This window comes from Rhodococcus sp. p52, from assembly GCF_000763325.2.
Taxonomy (GTDB): domain Bacteria; phylum Actinomycetota; class Actinomycetes; order Mycobacteriales; family Mycobacteriaceae; genus Rhodococcus; species Rhodococcus pyridinivorans.
The window spans coordinates 872,240-887,058 of sequence record NZ_CP016819.1 but is presented as its reverse complement, the minus strand read 5'-3'; the positions used below and the strand labels follow the sequence as shown (position 1 = coordinate 887,058).

The window sequence follows — 14,819 nt, the reverse complement described above, 5'->3', positions numbered from 1 at the left end:
TCGACGAGAACTGCGCACAGTTCGTTGTATGGCCGTAGGCCGTATCAGAGCAGGTGGACCTTCTTGTAGAGGATCTTCGACGGTCCGCCGATGAGGCCGACGTTGTCGAGGAAGGTCATCAGCTTCGCGCCGGACTTGCGCACGCGATCGTGATAGTGCTTGTTGCCCTTCGCCTCTTGCAGAGCGCGCTCGCGATCGAGGCCCGCATTGGCGTAAACGTCGGGGTGGATCATGCTCTTGACGACGAAGAACACCACGAGCGCGGTGTTGAACCGCTCGAACGCGAGTCGCGTGCGGCTCGCACCGGCGAGTCGGCGTGCGACCTCCTCGCGGGCGAAGCGGATGTGGCGCGCTTCCTCGAGGACGTGGATCTTCGACACCGCGCGGGTGACGGGCTGCACCCGCTCGTCGCGCATGAAGTCGCGCTGCATCATGTCGAGGATCTCCTCGGCAGCCATGACCGATGCATAGGCGTTGGCGCCCTTGAAGAAATGGCCCCACAGGCGACCGAGCTGGTGGATGTAGCGGGCCGGACCGTAGCCCGGCATGTTCAGCCGTTCGCCGGCGCGCGCGAACATCACCGAGTGGCGGCACTCGTCGGCGACCTCGGTGAGGGCGAACTGGACGTGACGCGAATGCTTGTCGCGGTCGTAGACGTCGCGCAGGAGCATCTGCATGAGCAGGATCTCGAACCACAGGCCGACGCTCGAAACGCTCGCGGCCTCATGCTTGGTCAGCTCGATGCGCTGTTCGTCGGTGAGCTCGTCCCACAGTGCGGTGCCGTAGAGCGTACTCCATTCGGGGGTCATTCCGAACTTGTCGTCGGGGACGGGGGCTTCCCAGTCCACCTCGACGACCGGGTCGTACGACTTACGTGCGGACGAGGCGAGCAGTCGTCCGGCGGTTTCTTCGCGATCGGACAGTGCGACGCCGGGGATGAAGCCCTTGCTGGTCTCGCGGGTGAGCGATGCGGTCATGCCTCCACCTTTTTAGTGTGACGACTAGTAACTGTTATCCAGGTTAGCGTGATCACGCGCACAGCACAATGCCCGCGACCTGCGTCGCGGGCATCGAGAGAGAAAAGAGAGGGGAGGGTTACGAGCGCCGGGGTGGCCAGAAGGCGGAGATCAACGCTCCGACCAGCAAGATCGCGGCGACTGCCCACGATGCCTGCTGCAAGCCGTCGAGGAAGGCGTTCTGTGCGAGTTCGGCGAGTTGCTCGCCCTGCGGACCCGCATGCTCGGCGACCTGTATCGCGGCGGCGAGCGAATCCTGCACGGCGGCCCGGGCCGGCTCGGGGATCATCGGCGCCACCGGATCGATGCCGTGCCCGTAGGCTGCGGCCAGGACGCTGCCCGTGATCGCAACACCGATCGCCGCACCGATCTCGCGGGTCGCGTCGTCGACCGCCGCACGGGGGCGGTACTTCGTGGTCTCCTCGAGGGCGAAGGAGGTCGGAAGAAGTATCAGTGGGTATGAGGGAGTATCGGGCTTCTCGTCGACTGTTGTCAGCCTGCCGGTCACAGACCCATGTCCTCGTCGTGCAGACCCTCCACGCCCACCGCCGCCTTCTTCTCCTCGCGCGGACGACGCAGGACGTACAGCCGCGAATGCTGGAAGTCCCGCAGCCGCAGCGTGCGCACCGTCTGGAAGCGGAACTCCTCGCAGTCGGAGAGGGCGTCGGCGAGGTTCTCGTCGACGAGGATCGTGCCCGGCCGCGCCGCGCCGGTGAGACGGGCCGCGATGTTGACGACCGAACCGAACAGGTCGCCGAAGCGCGGCAACGCCTGGCCCCACGCCAGTCCGATCCGCAGGTCCGGATAGTCCTTCTGGGACCTGAACGAATCCTGCAGTTCGAGGGCGATCCGTGCGGCGTCGACCGGACGTTCGGCCGCGAACATCACCTCGTCGCCGACGGTTTTGATCACCCAGCCGTTGTGCCGGGCGATGACGTCGGAGACCTCCGATTCGAAGTAGTCGAGCAGCTCGCTCAGCGCGGCCGCATCGATCTGCCGGGTCAACCGTGTGTAGCCGACCATGTCGGCGAAACCGACGACCAACTCGTGGAGCTCCCCGGAATCCTGCGGGCGCGCGGCGGCCCGGGCGGTCGTGGCCACCAGGTGCCGACGCCACATGTGGCTCTGGAGGCTCAGCGTGAGCTCGGTCGTGCGATCGACGATGTGGTCGATCAGCGCGCGGATCTCCTCTTCCTGCGGGGGAGTCTCCGTTTTCGCGTAGGCGGAGGCCAACTGGGTGAAGACGTGGGTGTTGAGCAGATTCAGTTGCCACTCGGTCAGCCGCGACATCGACTGTCCGATCGACCGGGCCGCGGGCACCTCGAGGCTTTCGTCGATCGCGCTGCTCGCGATGATGGCCGCCGTCGCACGCAGGGCCTCGACGTCGCCGTCGGTGAACATCACGACGTCGGGATCGGGATCGACGGTCAGACCGAGTGCCTGCCACAGCCGGCGCACCCGCGCAGGTGCGAGCCCGCACAACTCGGCCACCTCGTTCAGGGTGTAACGAAGAGGACCACCGAGCAGCGCGTTCTCCAGCTGTGACTGGATCACGGACAGCACGTCGGTTCCTGATGCAGGTGCCGGATCGGACGGGGTCACTCCTCCATCCTTACCGTGCCCCGGGCCCATGCGCGCGGCAGGTCGTATCGAACAGGTGTACAGGCGTGTCGTACGGATGTGCGACAGTGACCGACATCGAAGCCCTGCCGACCCTTCGGCGAACCGAGAAAGGACGTCGCATGTCGCCCCGCAGACGCGCGGACCACCTGACGGAGGAACAACTCGGAGAGCTCGGTGCCGCTCTCGCCGAGGGGCGCCGTGCGACCGTCTACCTCGTCGATGGCATTCCGAGTCTCGGCATCGACCCGGGGACGTCGGCGCGGGTGGTATCGATCAGCGGCAGCACCGTGATGGTGCGGCCGAAGGGCGTCGACGACGAGTTGCCGTTCGAGACCGACGAACTGCGCGCCACCCGCGAGCCGGCCGGAACGAAGCGCGCACCGGCGAAGACCGCACGCACGTCCGGTGGTGCGAAGCCCGCTCCGGCGAAGGCAGCTCCCGCGAAGGTGGCACCTGTGCAACCCGCGACCCCACGGGCTACCGCATCCAGGCCTGCTGCACCGAAGCCTGCTCCCCAGAAATCCGAGAGCCCAGCAGTCGCTGCGGTTCCCCGCGCCCAGGAGAAGAAGCCCGTGACCCAGACGCCCCCCGCTTCGTCCGACACTCCCGCTTCCCGGCCGCCGGCACCGGCGAAGCCGAAGGCCCCGGCCCGCAAGGCGAAGAAGGCGCCGTCGATCACGATCACCGTCACGATCGACCCGGAGAACGAGTGGACGGTGGGGGTCGCGCACGGCACCCGCAAGGTCGGTAAGCCCGCGCCGGTCGCACCCGACGCCGTCGAACGTGCGGTGAAGGAACTCGGCGATCCCACGGCCACCGAGGCCGTCCAGTCGGTGATCGAGGAGGCGCGTCGCGCGGCCGAGGAGCGGGTCGCGCAGCTCAGCCGCGAGCTCGAGGAGGCCCGTCAAGCTCTGGAAAGCTTGGGCGCAACCCGGAAATCCGGCGGAAACCTCTAGTACGCTCAGCCCGACGGCTGCCGGACGGCGCAGCGCAGGAGGGCCTCCATGTTCAGAAAACTGGTTGTTGCAATCGCGAGCGCGGTCGCGTTGGTCGGCGCGGGTTCCGGGGTGGCCGTCGCGGCTCCTCCGGTCACCCTCGGTGGCGGTTCTGGCATCACTCTCGGAGACAACGGGCAGGACATCTTCGACTGCACGCTCACCACGATCGGCAACGACGCCGCCGGACGCCTCGTGGGTCTCACTGCCGCGCACTGCGGCTCTCCCGGCATGACGGTGAAAGCCGAATACGACCTCGCTGCCGGCTCGGTGGGCCGCATCGTGTCGACCAACGAACGGCTCGACTACGCCGTGATCGAGTTCGACCGGAGCAAGGTCGTTCCGGTCAACCGCGTCGGCAACGTGACGATCACCGGCCTCGGTGCCCCCGCGGGCTTCCCGAACATCGCTTGCAAGGAAGGCCGCACCACGGGCAACACCTGCGGCATCGTCTGGGGCGACGTGTTCGGCTCGCAGGAGACCTGGACGCAGGTGTGCGTCATCGAAGGCGACTCGGGCGCACCGCTCGTGGTGGGCACGACGCTCGTCGCGATGGTCAACGCCTACCTGCTCGCGCCGTGCGCCGGCCCCGAGGTCGGAACGAACATCGACGTGATCATGGCCGACATCAACGGTCGGGGCGGGCCGGGCGCAGGTTTCCGTCCGATCTAGCAGCACCCCCGGAGCGGGAGGGTTCACCCGACCCTCATCCGCACACCGCACCGTTCGATGCGGAACCGACCAGCTTCGTGTACTTCGCCAGTACACCCCGGGTGTAGCGCGGCGGCAGTGGCTCCCAGCCCTGTCGCCGCGTTTCCATTTCCTTCTCGTCCACCAGCACGTCGAGCAGGCCGTTCGAGACGTCGAGACGGATCCGGTCGCCGTCGCGGACGAAGGCGATGGGGCCGCCGTCGACGGCCTCCGGGGCGACGTGCCCGACGCACAACCCGGTGGTACCACCGGAGAATCGTCCGTCGGTGAGCAGCAGGACGTCCTTGCCGAGCCCGGCACCCTTGATCGCACCGGTGATCGCGAGCATCTCGCGCATGCCCGGGCCGCCCTTGGGACCCTCGTACCGGATGACCACCACGTCGCCTGCGGTGATGGTGCCGTCCTCGAGCGCGTCCATCGCGGCGCGTTCGCGTTCGAAGACCCGCGCCGTTCCCTCGAAGACCGACTCGTCGAAGCCTGCGGACTTCACCACCGCTCCGCCGGGAGCGAGACTGCCCCGCAGGATCGTGATGCCCCCCGTGGGGTGGATGGGGTCGCTCAGGGCGCGCAGCACCTTGCCGTCGGGGTCCGGGGGCGCGATGCCGGAGAGGTTCTCCGCGACGGTCTTCCCGGTGACGGTGAGGCAGTCGCCGTGTAGCAGACCTGCGTCGAGCAACGCCTTCATGATGACCGGGACACCGCCGATGTGGTCGACGTCCTTCATCACGTGCCGGCCGAACGGTTTGACGTCGGCGAGGTGCGGCACCCGCGCGCCCACGCGGACGAAGTCGTCGAGGCTCAGATCCACCTGCGCCTCGTGCGCGATCGCGAGCAGGTGGAGCACGGCGTTCGTGGATCCCCCGAAGGCCATGACCACCGCGATGGCGTTCTCGAACGCCTCCTTGGTGAGGATGTCGGAGGCCGTGATTCCGCGACGCAACAACTCGACCACCGCCTGTCCGCTGCGCCGGGCGAAACCGTCGCGGCGACGATCGGTGGCGGGTGGGGATGCGCTTCCCGGCAGCGACATGCCGAGCGCCTCGGCCGAGGCGGCCATCGTGTTCGCGGTGTACATGCCGCCGCACGCACCCTCGCCGGGGCAGATGGCACGCTCGATCGCGTCGAGGTCGGTCTCGGACATCAGGCCCCGCGCACACGCCCCGACCGCTTCGAAGGCGTCGATGATCGTCACGTCGCGTTCGGTGCCGTCGGACAGTTTCGCGATGCCCGGCAGGATCGACCCGGCGTACAGGAAGACGGCGGCGAGATCGAGGCGGGCGGCAGCCATGAGCATGCCGGGCAGGGACTTGTCGCATCCCGCGAGCAGCACCGAGCCGTCGAGTCGTTCGGCCTGCATCACCGTCTCGACGCTGTCGGCGATGAGCTCACGGGAGACCAGGGAGAAGTGCATACCCTCATGCCCCATCGAGATCCCGTCGGACACGGAGATGGTGCCGAATTCGAGCGGGTAACCGCCCGCGGCGTGCACGCCCTCCTTCACCGATCGCGCGAGGCGTTCGAGCGGGAGGTTGCAGGGGGTGATCTCGTTCCACGACGACGCCACACCGATCTGCGGCTTGCCCCCGTCCTCGTCTCCCATCCCCACCGCACGGAGCATGCCGCGCGAGGCGGCCTTCTCCATGCCGTCGGTGACGTCGCGGCTGCGGGGCTTGATATCGGGTCGGTCCGTCATGACGCCTTCCTGGGGTCGCGGCCGGTGAGGGCGATGAGCCGGTCCTGCGGGGACGCATCGTCGGGGACCGGGACGGGATCGGCGAACAGACCGCTCGAGGCGAGCATGTCCTTCTGCGGTTCGATGTCGGCGAGCACGGCGTCGACGAGGTCGGCGTCGAGCGTTTCGTCGGCACCGATGGCCCGGGCGAGATCCCAGGTGTGCACGGTGATGTCCGCGACCTGCTGTTTCATGTAGTCGAGGCACGGGACGGTGCCGTAGGACAGGTGGACCTCCTGGGACGGTGACGCCATCGCCCACGCGGCGGTCGCCTGCTCGGCGAAGCGTGCCCATTCGGCGGCGAGATCGTCCCCGATCGGTTCGAGTACGGCCTTCGCGTCGTCGAGGGAACGGCCGGAGAGCAGCGGCTGGATCCAGCGCTGCTCGTCGACCATGTGCCACACCAGGTCGGTGACGTCCCACTCGGTGTCCGGGGTGGGTGCGTGCCAGTCGCGGATCTGCGCGACACGGTCGTCGAACTCGCGACGCGCGGTTCGTTGCAGGGAAAGCCAGTCGGTCACCATGGATCTCAGCCTAGGGCGCGGGCTGCTCGGATCACGGCGATTTCAACTCCTGCGATCATGCGCGGGATGCGGGACGATCGGGAGTCGCACCGTGTCGTCGTCGAGGAGAAGTACATGCCTGTCCCCACCGTCCAGCTCGCGCCCGGTCTCGTCGTCAGCGCCCAGGGTTACGGCGCGATGTCCGTCGCCCCCGCATACGGCGAGGTGAATCTCGACGAGGCACTCGCGACCCTGCACCACGCCGTGGATCTGGGCATCACCTTCATCGACACCGCCGACGTCTACGGCGACGGCACCAGCGAGAAGGTGGTCGGCACGCTGCTCGCCGACCGGCGGGACGAGGTCCAGCTGGCGACGAAGTTCGGTCTCGTCGGCGCGGTCGGCGGCACGGGCACCGCCAACCGTCGCATCAACGGCCGTCCCGAATACGCGAAGCAGGCCATCGACGAGTCGCTCGGGCGTCTCGGCGTCGACCACGTCGACCTGTACTACCTGCACCGCGTGGATCCTGACGTGCCGGTCGAGGATACGGTCGGTGCCCTCGCCGAACTCGTGCAGGCCGGCAAGGTGCAGCACATCGGACTGTCGGAGGCCACGGGCGACGAACTGCGCCGCGCGCACGCCGTCCACCCGATCGCGGTGATCCAGTCGGAGTGGAGCATCGTCTCGCGCGACGTCGAACGGCACGTGGTGCCCACCGCCGCCGAACTCGGCATCGGCTTCGTGCCGTACTCGCCGGTGAGCCGGGGGCTGCTCACCGACGCCTTCGATCCCGGACAGGTCGCCGAGAACGACCTGCGCAAGCGCTTCCCGCGCTTCGACGCCGACGCCCTGCCGACCAACCTCGCGGTCCGTGAAGAGGTGCGGGCGGTTGCGAAGGAGGCGGACGCGACCACCGCGCAGATCGCCCTGGCATGGCTGGATGCGAAGGGGCGCGAGTTCGGGTTGCCGTCGGTGTCGATCCCCGGCACCCGCTACGCGAGTCGCGTCACCGAGAACGCCGGAGCGCTCGACGTGACGCTCACCGACGAGCAGGTTGCACGGCTGGATCGTCTCGCCGACAAGGTCGCCGGTCCGCGTGCGGCAGACCCGACGTGGGTGTCGCTCGGGCGTGAGTAATCAGCACCGTTAACAGACCGACGCGTATCGTCCTTGTGACATGAGGGCATGGCTGGTCTGGGGTATCGGAGTCTTCGCCTACATCGTCGCCGTCCTCCATCGGACGGCGTTCGGCGTCTCCGGACTCGCTGCCACCGAACGCTTCGAGATCTCACCGTCGGTGCTGTCCGGCTTCGTCGTCCTCCAGCTCATCGTCTACGCGGGGATGCAGATCCCGGCCGGTGTGCTCCTCGACAGGTTCGGTTCGCGGCGGATGATCGCGACCGGCGCCGTGATCCTCGCCGTCGGTCAGGCGATCCTCGCCGTCACCGAGTCGCTGCCGGTCGCGTATCTGGCCCGAGTGCTGGTCGGTGTCGGTGACGCCCTGACGTTCATCTCGGTGCTGCGGCTCGTGCCGGTGTGGTTCGCGCCGCGCCGCGTGCCTGTCGTTTCGCAGCTGACGGGCATCTTCGGCCAGCTCGGCCAGGTGCTGTCGGCGGTGCCGTTCGTCCTGCTGCTCACCGGCACGGGATGGACGGCCGCCTACGGCAGTGCCGCGGCGCTCGGCCTGCTCGCGTGCGTGCTGGTGTTCGCGGTCGTGCGCGACACCCCGCCCGGTGAGACGCGCGAGGCCACCGCGTCAGGGCTGCGGGAGGTGATCGGCGGGCTCGGCACGGTGTGGCGGCGTCCCGGCACCAAGCTCGGCTTCTTCACCCACATGGGCACGCAGTTCTCGGTGACGACCTTCGCGCTCATGTGGGGCGTGCCGTATCTGGTCTCCGCGCAGGGCCTGTCACCCGCGGCGGCCGGCTCGATGCTGACCGTCTCGGTGGTCACCGCCATCTCCGCCGGACCCATCCTCGGCGTGCTGTCGGGACGCTTCCCGACCAGACGCTCGTGGCTTGTGCTCATGATCATCCTCGCCAGCGCAGTGACGTGGTCGGCGGTGCTCGCCCTGCCCGGACCCGCACCGCTGTGGCTGCTCGTGGTGCTCGTCGTCGTCATCTCGGTGGGCGGGCCGGGATCGATGATCGGCTTCGACTACGCCCGCACCTTCAATCCCGGGACCGCGCTCGGCACGGCCAACGGCATCGTCAACATCGGTGGCTTCCTCGCGACACTGCTGGTCGTGCAGACGATGGGCATCGTGCTCGACCGGCTCGGCGGCTACACCTTCGACGCCTTCCGCGTCGCGTGGTTCGCGCAGTACCCGATCTGGGTGATCGCGCTCATCGGGGTGCTCGTGACCCGAGGACGCGCCCGCCGCGAGGCCGGCATCGAAGCGCGTTCGCTGCGGGCGGTCGTGCTCGACCGACTCGGTCGGGGTAAGCGCTGAACTCGGTTGGGGCAAGCACTGGGCTTCGAGGCGTCCGGATGCCTCGATCGACGATCGGCGGGAGTCCTGTTCGAGTGGACCGTCTCGCATCACTGCAGGTCAGGGCGGTCAGAACCGCCTGTCGTGGTCGGACTGGCAGACTCGATCCCGGAAGTGATCGAGGAGGAATCGAGTGAAGACGACGGTGGGCGAACCCGAACCGGGACTACCGACACCGGACGACGTGCAGGCACCGCTGGTCGCAGTGGAGCATCTCGCGCAAGATCTGCGACGCGCACTCATGGTGTACAAGTTCGGCATCGACGAGATGATGACGAAGATCAACATCCTGCGCGAGGAGTTCACCTACGCCCGCGAATACAACCCGATCGAGCACGTGAAGTCGCGGTTGAAGAGCCCCGAGTCGATCCTCGCCAAGGCGGAACGGAAGGGTGCGCCCGCCTCGCTCGACGGCATCCGCGAGGCCGTCCGCGATATCGCAGGCATCCGCATCACGTGCAGCTTCACGTCGGACGTCTACCGGATCATCGACATGATCACGAGCCAGCTCGACGTGACGGTCGTCGAGATCGAGGACTACATCGCCCGCCCGAAACCCAACGGGTACAGCAGCGTGCACGTGATCGTCCAGATCCCGGTGTACATGTCCGACCGGGTCGAGCGCGTCTACGTCGAACTGCAGATCCGCACGGTCGCCATGGACTTCTGGGCGAGCCTGGAACACAAGATCTACTACAAGCACGACCGCGAGGTACCGGACGAACTGCGCGAGGAGCTCCGCCTCGCCGCGGAAACGGCGCGCGATCTGGACCTGCGGATGGAAGCACTGCACCGCCGCGTCCACGGCCCGAACAACGGGAACTGACCGAGGTACGCAACGTGGGGTGAAGGCTCGCAACGTGGTCGGTCACTGTCGGCGTTGCGAACCCACCACCGGTGTTGCGTGCCCATCACCATTCCCACTGTTGACGCGGAATCTTCCGCGCGATACGTAAGCGTTCCCGCACCGGGAGGGGACGGAGGAGTTCTGGGGCCTCGGGTGTGGTGACGAGATGGCGATCTTCGGGACACCGATGGAGACGGTCGATGAGTCCGAGCAGCGTGTTGGGATCGCTCACGAGAACGTACGCCGGCACGGTGAACGAATCCGGCTTGTCGTGCGCCACGCGAGGCGGAGTCGGTTCGTAGCCGGGTACGTGGAGACGGATGAGTGGATTGTGCGTAGACGCCCCGCGGCCCGAGACGGTGTAGACATCGGCATCCACTTCCTGGATCTCGTCCCATCGAACGAACACGTCCGAAACGCCACGCCGCACGAGCCATGTCGTGCGGCGGCGAATACCGTCGGCATGGAGACGGGTGGATCCCCGGGGGTGGATCAAGAAGGGTAGAGCGCACACCGCCACGGTTGCACATGTCGTCCATGCGATGAACGAGCCGGAGTGGGGGAGCTCGTGTCTCGCAAGAAGCATCGCTCCGTCCGGTCGGTTCGACGCACGAATCATGAATGCGCCCGACACTGTGATGCAGGAGAACACAGCGGACAGCTGAACGGGAAGTATTCTCACGTAGGGAATCTCGATGCCGGGGCCGTGAATGTCGTCTCGGCACTGCCGGATCCTCGGATGCAAACCGAATCGGTGGAAGCCGGCCCGCTCGAAGCCCCAGGCCGAACCTAACGCCGTCATCAGAGCGAGACAGAACCCCAGGGCGATGGCTCCGAGGTCATCCGCTCGCCGATCGTCCATGGTCTTCTGCAGCACAAGGATTCCGGCCCCGGCCAGGAACACGCCGAGGCAGAGCGATCCCGTACGAAACCGTTGCGGCCAAGCAGGTTCGGATCGTTCTCCGTACGGGCACGGCTCGATGGAATCGCTCACCGGATTCTCAGTCCCTCATGGATTGCATGCAGATGAGCGATAAGGGACTCGGCGCTGTCGGAGCGTGCGGTTGCCGTCAGTTGCGTCAGGTAGCGGTCGTACTCGTGGTCGATCACGAGGTATCGCGTCACGGCGGTGTACTCGACGTCGTCCACTCGATAGGAGCCTTGGATGATCACCGATCGGTGCCCGCGGAAATCGGATGTGTCGCGGAGCGTCTCCCTCCACGCGGGCAGTTCGCGAGCTTCACGCGCCGCGACCTCCAGCAGTTCGTCCGTCGGCCGCCATTTCGACAGTGCGCAGTGGAGGAGGACGGCGTTGGGCACCCAATCGTCCGCGACGTGCTCGGGAGCCACGAGAACCGTATGTGCATGCGGAAAGACATCGCGAGGGAGAACTATCCAACCCTCCGGCGCCTGGAGTTCCGGTTGCGGGTGCCGCGGATCGTCCGGGTCGCAGGGGCTCAGTCCGACTTCGTGTGTTGCGAGGTAGTCGGAGAGCGTCGCCTGAATCGAAGCGTTCACCGAGACGCTTCCTGGTGGCGTACCATCCGGAATCGTTCTCGCAACGGCGGTGGTCTGAGAAGTTCGGCCGCGTCTTCCCGAGCGAGGAGCGTGCGGTCGTTCGGGCGTTCGCTCATCTGTCGGATCAGGGTCAAGAGGGCGTTGGGTTCGGCGATGAGCCAGGTGCAGACGATGGCGAGGGTGTGTTCTTCGTCGTGGGGGATGCGCGCTTCCGGGGGAATCCGTCCGGTCGTGTGGATGTGGATCATCGGAGTCCGGACGTCGCCGTATCCGGAACGGGTCACGATATCCGTTCCGGCGATGCCCTCGATATCGTTCCAATGCACAAATTGCACGGTGGCATTGTTTCGTCGGAGCTTGCGAGAACGTACGACTCTTTCGATTCCGTGTGGATACAACCCCAGTGTGGTGGGAAGTCGGAACCAGATGAACGCCGCCGCCATGAGCAAGAGAACGATCCCACCCACGAGCGCGAAGATTGCAGTGGTTCGGGGGTCGTAACCATGCGGCAACTCGGATCTGTCGGTGATGTAGACGTTCAGAGCAGAGATGGCCAAACCGGTAAGGCCGTTGAAGATAAGCATGGCAACAGCCAGGCTGGGAAGGGTGAGTCCTCCCGGCACAACGATTCCGATTCCGAGTTCAGAATGTTTATTACTCCTGACCCGCTTGGAATGCAATACATTTCGAACCCCGCCGTGCCTGAACGCTGCGACACTCATGAGTAGCATCGACGTTCCGAACACTACCGAGCCGATTGTGGATATCGATTCTTCGTGCCCGACGTTCACCAGTGCATCCCCGAGGGACCATACAGCCAGAACAGCAGCGAAGACCCCGCCCATGCACCACCCGATTCGCAGTTGCTGCGGCCAACGAGGGTCGAAGAACGAATCGATGTGAGTTCGATATCGGTCCGGCGGAACGTTTTCGGTCGTCACCACAACTCCTGGATTTTCTTGGATGCGTACCATGTGGCTGCGCCGCCACCTATGAGGCCGGCAACGAAGCCCGCTGCAGTGCCGACTCCCGGGACGACCGAACCGCCCACTGCCCCGATGAACGCCGCTGAAAGTTTCGATGCGGCTACGGCACCGAGCATGCCGGCAACGGTTCCGGCGCTCTCGGAGACTATTGCCTCGGTGGGATCCATCCCTCCCTTGATGTCGTTGACGATCGCAGGAACGGTGCCTACTGCAGCGGCAGCCGGGTTCATTCCGCGCGCGATGTTGCGTGCGACATCGTCGCCCGAGGCCACCGCCGCGTCGGTCAGGAGTTCCTTGGTAGCTCCGGACATTGCGCTGATGGACGACGCTGCGATGGTGGATGGCCAGTCCGGCCACCAGGAGAACTCGCCGTTCTCGTTCTGCACGACCTTCCCCGGCGCCGCGGCATCCCTGGCTGCTTCGAGTACCGCAACGGCGGCGGTGATGCGATCGGCTGTTTCGGTTGCGGCTCGCGACGCTTGTTCGAGAGCGCCGGTGACGGTGTGGGTCAGTTCCGTTGCTTCGTGTTCGAGGCGGACGCGGGTCTCGGCGACGGCTTCGGCCGGCAGCGTCGCCGAGAGGATGTGGATCTGGTCGGAGGGGTCGACGGTGCCGTCGTCGTGCACGGTGAACCCGGACTGTTCGGCGCCGCCCACGACCGACAGGAGGTGCAGGCGGGGGCCTTCGACGAGCCACGCGCCGGTGCGGTACGCCTCCGCGACCTGCAGGAGGGCTTCGGCGATGGCGCTGCCCAATGAGCGTTCGCGGACCACTCGCGCGGCGGCGGCACGCGCGGCGTCGCCGGACCATCGCTCGGCGAGCACATCCTGCTCGGTGAGCAGAGCTTTCATGCGGTCGTCGAGTGTGTCGACGAGCACGTCGAGGTGGTCGGCGGTGATTCGCAGCGCGTCGGGATTCCAGGACCGGACGGCGGCGACTCCCGGTCTCATCCGTGTCGATCCATCGCCGAGAGTGCAGCCACGAAGTCCGTCTCTGCGACGACGTAGTCGTTCGCGGCGCCGTCGGTGATGTCGACGATCTCGCGCAGGCGACTGCACACGTTGCCGAGTGCTTGATCGGTGGCGGTGAAGGCTCGTGCGCAGACGGCCGCGAATTCTGTTCCGGGAAGTGCTGATTGCGACACGGCATACGGTTCGCCGACGTCCCAGTCGTTCATCGCGTCGGCGGTGTCCGCCACGAAGGCTGCGAATGTGCGCAGCACTTCAGGATCTACGTGCAATGTCACCACTGCCCCCCGACAGAATCCCCCGATACGTCCGGGTGGGGACGATAGCAGACGGCGCCCTCACGGAGCCGGAGCGGACCGTCGGGCGACTTCGAGCGGGGCATCGGTCGTACGCGGGGTACGCAACACGTAGTGAAGGTTCGCAACGCCGGCAGTTGCTGGCCGTGTTGCGAACCCGGAACTGTTGTTGCGTACCTCCCGGCTGTCCGGATGCGCAGACGCCCCCGCCGTTCCGAGAAGGAACGGCAGGGGCGTCCGAGTGAGGCCTACTTGTAGCTGTAGAAGCCCTCGCCGGTCTTGCGACCCAGGCGACCCGCGTCGACCATGCGACGCAGCAGTGCCGGGGGTGCGTAGTGCGGCTCGGCGAATTCGTCGTACAGCGACTGCGCGGCGTTGAGGGTGATGTCGAGGCCGACGGTGTCGATGAGGGTCAGCGGACCCATCGGGTAGCCGCAGCCGCCCTTCATCGCGGCGTCGATGTCTTCCTTCGTCGCGTAGCCCGACTCGAGCATGCGCACTGCCGAGCACAGGTACGGGATGAGCAGGGCGTTGACGATGAAACCCGCACGGTCGCCTGCGCGCACGGCCGTCTTGCCGAGGGTGTTCTTCGCGTAGTCGAACACCGTGTCGGCGGTGGCCTCGTCGGTGGTGAGCGCCGAAATGATCTCGACGAGCGGCATCACCGGCACCGGGTTGAAGAAGTGCACGCCCACGACCTTGCCGGGCCGCTGCGTCGCCTGCGCCATCTTGATGACGGGGATCGACGACGTGTTGGTGGCGAGGATGCCTTCGGGCTTCACGATCTTGTCGAGCTCGGAGAAGATCTCCACCTTGAGAGACTCGATCTCGGGGGCGGCCTCGACGACGAGGTCGCGGTCGGCGAACTCCTTCAGGTCGAGGGTGACGCGGATCCGTCCGAGGACCGCGTCGGCGTCCTCCTGCGTGATCTTGCCGGACTTGACGCCACGTCCGATCGACTTCTTCAGACGCTCGCGTGCCGCGGCGGCGAACTCCTCGGTGGTCTCCTTGACGAGGACGTCGCTACCGGCCTTGGCGCACACCTCGGCGATACCGGCACCCATGGTGCCGCCGCCGATCACGCCTACCTTTTCCACTGCCACTGGGGTAACTCCTGATCGCTTCGATGT

General features: G+C 66.6%; 16 protein-coding genes. 5 read left to right on the top strand and 11 right to left on the bottom strand.

Annotation, left to right across the window (positions count from 1 at the left end; all coding sequences use genetic code 11):
* Window positions 1-44: 44 nt before the first annotated feature.
* From IM25_RS03925 to IM25_RS03915, 3 genes are all read right to left on the bottom strand, one after another.
* Window positions 45-977 carry an AurF N-oxygenase family protein gene (locus IM25_RS03925; protein ID WP_006550998.1) on the bottom strand — a complete coding sequence of 311 codons (933 nt, stop codon included), beginning with the start codon at window positions 975-977 and terminating at the stop codon, window positions 45-47.
* A gap of 118 nt (window positions 978-1,095) precedes the next feature.
* Window positions 1,096-1,524 (bottom strand): hypothetical protein, encoded by a 429-nt coding sequence (locus tag IM25_RS03920; protein ID WP_033098426.1) that lies wholly within the window; start codon window positions 1,522-1,524, stop codon window positions 1,096-1,098.
* Window positions 1,521-2,618, bottom strand: a complete 1,098-nt coding sequence (locus IM25_RS03915; RefSeq protein ID WP_033098425.1) for an adenylate/guanylate cyclase domain-containing protein — start codon at window positions 2,616-2,618, stop codon at window positions 1,521-1,523. Before IM25_RS03915 ends, IM25_RS03920 begins: the two co-directional genes overlap by 4 nt.
* 140 nt (window positions 2,619-2,758) lie before the next feature.
* Between IM25_RS03915 and IM25_RS03910 the strand changes: the two genes are divergently transcribed.
* Window positions 2,759-3,595 (top strand): DUF6319 family protein, encoded by an 837-nt coding sequence (locus tag IM25_RS03910; protein ID WP_065996464.1) that lies wholly within the window; start codon window positions 2,759-2,761, stop codon window positions 3,593-3,595.
* A 48-nt stretch (window positions 3,596-3,643) separates the two neighbouring features.
* On the top strand, window positions 3,644-4,306 hold the full coding sequence (locus tag IM25_RS03905) for a hypothetical protein (protein WP_006550994.1): 663 nt from the start codon (window positions 3,644-3,646) through the stop codon (window positions 4,304-4,306).
* A 34-nt stretch (window positions 4,307-4,340) separates the two neighbouring features.
* Here the strand turns inward: IM25_RS03905 and ilvD are convergent, their stop codons facing one another.
* Both ilvD and IM25_RS03895 read right to left on the bottom strand, forming a co-directional pair.
* Window positions 4,341-6,038, bottom strand: coding sequence for a dihydroxy-acid dehydratase (ilvD, locus tag IM25_RS03900; RefSeq protein ID WP_065995770.1), 1,698 nt, complete (start codon window positions 6,036-6,038; stop codon window positions 4,341-4,343).
* Window positions 6,035-6,601, bottom strand: a complete 567-nt coding sequence (locus IM25_RS03895) for a TIGR03086 family metal-binding protein (protein WP_033098423.1) — start codon at window positions 6,599-6,601, stop codon at window positions 6,035-6,037. Before IM25_RS03895 ends, ilvD begins: the two co-directional genes overlap by 4 nt.
* Before the next feature lie 114 nt (window positions 6,602-6,715).
* On the opposite strand from IM25_RS03895, the gene IM25_RS03890 reads away from it, so the two are divergent.
* The 3 genes from IM25_RS03890 to IM25_RS03880 all read left to right on the top strand — a co-directional run bounded on the left by IM25_RS03890 (window position 6,716) and on the right by IM25_RS03880 (window position 9,900).
* Window positions 6,716-7,720 carry an aldo/keto reductase gene (locus tag IM25_RS03890; protein WP_033098453.1) on the top strand — a complete coding sequence of 335 codons (1,005 nt, stop codon included), beginning with the start codon at window positions 6,716-6,718 and terminating at the stop codon, window positions 7,718-7,720.
* Window positions 7,721-7,760: 40 nt separating this feature from the next.
* On the top strand, window positions 7,761-9,035 hold the full coding sequence (locus tag IM25_RS03885; RefSeq protein WP_033098422.1) for an MFS transporter: 1,275 nt from the start codon (window positions 7,761-7,763) through the stop codon (window positions 9,033-9,035).
* 172 nt (window positions 9,036-9,207) lie between these two features.
* On the top strand, window positions 9,208-9,900 hold the full coding sequence (locus IM25_RS03880) for a GTP pyrophosphokinase (protein ID WP_024102151.1): 693 nt from the start codon (window positions 9,208-9,210) through the stop codon (window positions 9,898-9,900).
* Window positions 9,901-9,985: 85 nt separating this feature from the next.
* Here IM25_RS03880 and IM25_RS03875 read toward each other — a convergent pair whose 3' ends face one another.
* The 6 genes from IM25_RS03875 to IM25_RS03850 form a co-directional block, all read right to left on the bottom strand.
* Window positions 9,986-10,915 carry a hypothetical protein gene (locus IM25_RS03875; protein WP_232333395.1) on the bottom strand — a complete coding sequence of 310 codons (930 nt, stop codon included), beginning with the start codon at window positions 10,913-10,915 and terminating at the stop codon, window positions 9,986-9,988.
* Complete coding sequence (locus IM25_RS03870; RefSeq protein WP_033098420.1) at window positions 10,912-11,439, bottom strand: LpqN/LpqT family lipoprotein; 528 nt, start codon at window positions 11,437-11,439, stop codon at window positions 10,912-10,914. Before IM25_RS03870 ends, IM25_RS03875 begins: the two co-directional genes overlap by 4 nt.
* Window positions 11,436-12,380, bottom strand: coding sequence for a hypothetical protein (locus tag IM25_RS26650; RefSeq protein WP_232333394.1), 945 nt, complete (start codon window positions 12,378-12,380; stop codon window positions 11,436-11,438). The genes IM25_RS03870 and IM25_RS26650 overlap by 4 nt, the downstream gene beginning before the upstream one ends.
* Window positions 12,377-13,375: a hypothetical protein gene (locus IM25_RS03860; RefSeq protein ID WP_232333393.1), complete on the bottom strand. Its 999-nt coding sequence runs from the start codon at window positions 13,373-13,375 to the stop codon at window positions 12,377-12,379. Before IM25_RS03860 ends, IM25_RS26650 begins: the two co-directional genes overlap by 4 nt.
* Window positions 13,372-13,671 (bottom strand): hypothetical protein, encoded by a 300-nt coding sequence (locus tag IM25_RS03855; RefSeq protein ID WP_232333392.1) that lies wholly within the window; start codon window positions 13,669-13,671, stop codon window positions 13,372-13,374. The genes IM25_RS03860 and IM25_RS03855 overlap by 4 nt, the downstream gene beginning before the upstream one ends.
* 266 nt (window positions 13,672-13,937) lie before the next feature.
* On the bottom strand, window positions 13,938-14,786 hold the full coding sequence (locus tag IM25_RS03850; RefSeq protein ID WP_006553692.1) for a 3-hydroxybutyryl-CoA dehydrogenase: 849 nt from the start codon (window positions 14,784-14,786) through the stop codon (window positions 13,938-13,940).
* Window positions 14,787-14,819 lie beyond the last annotated feature (33 nt).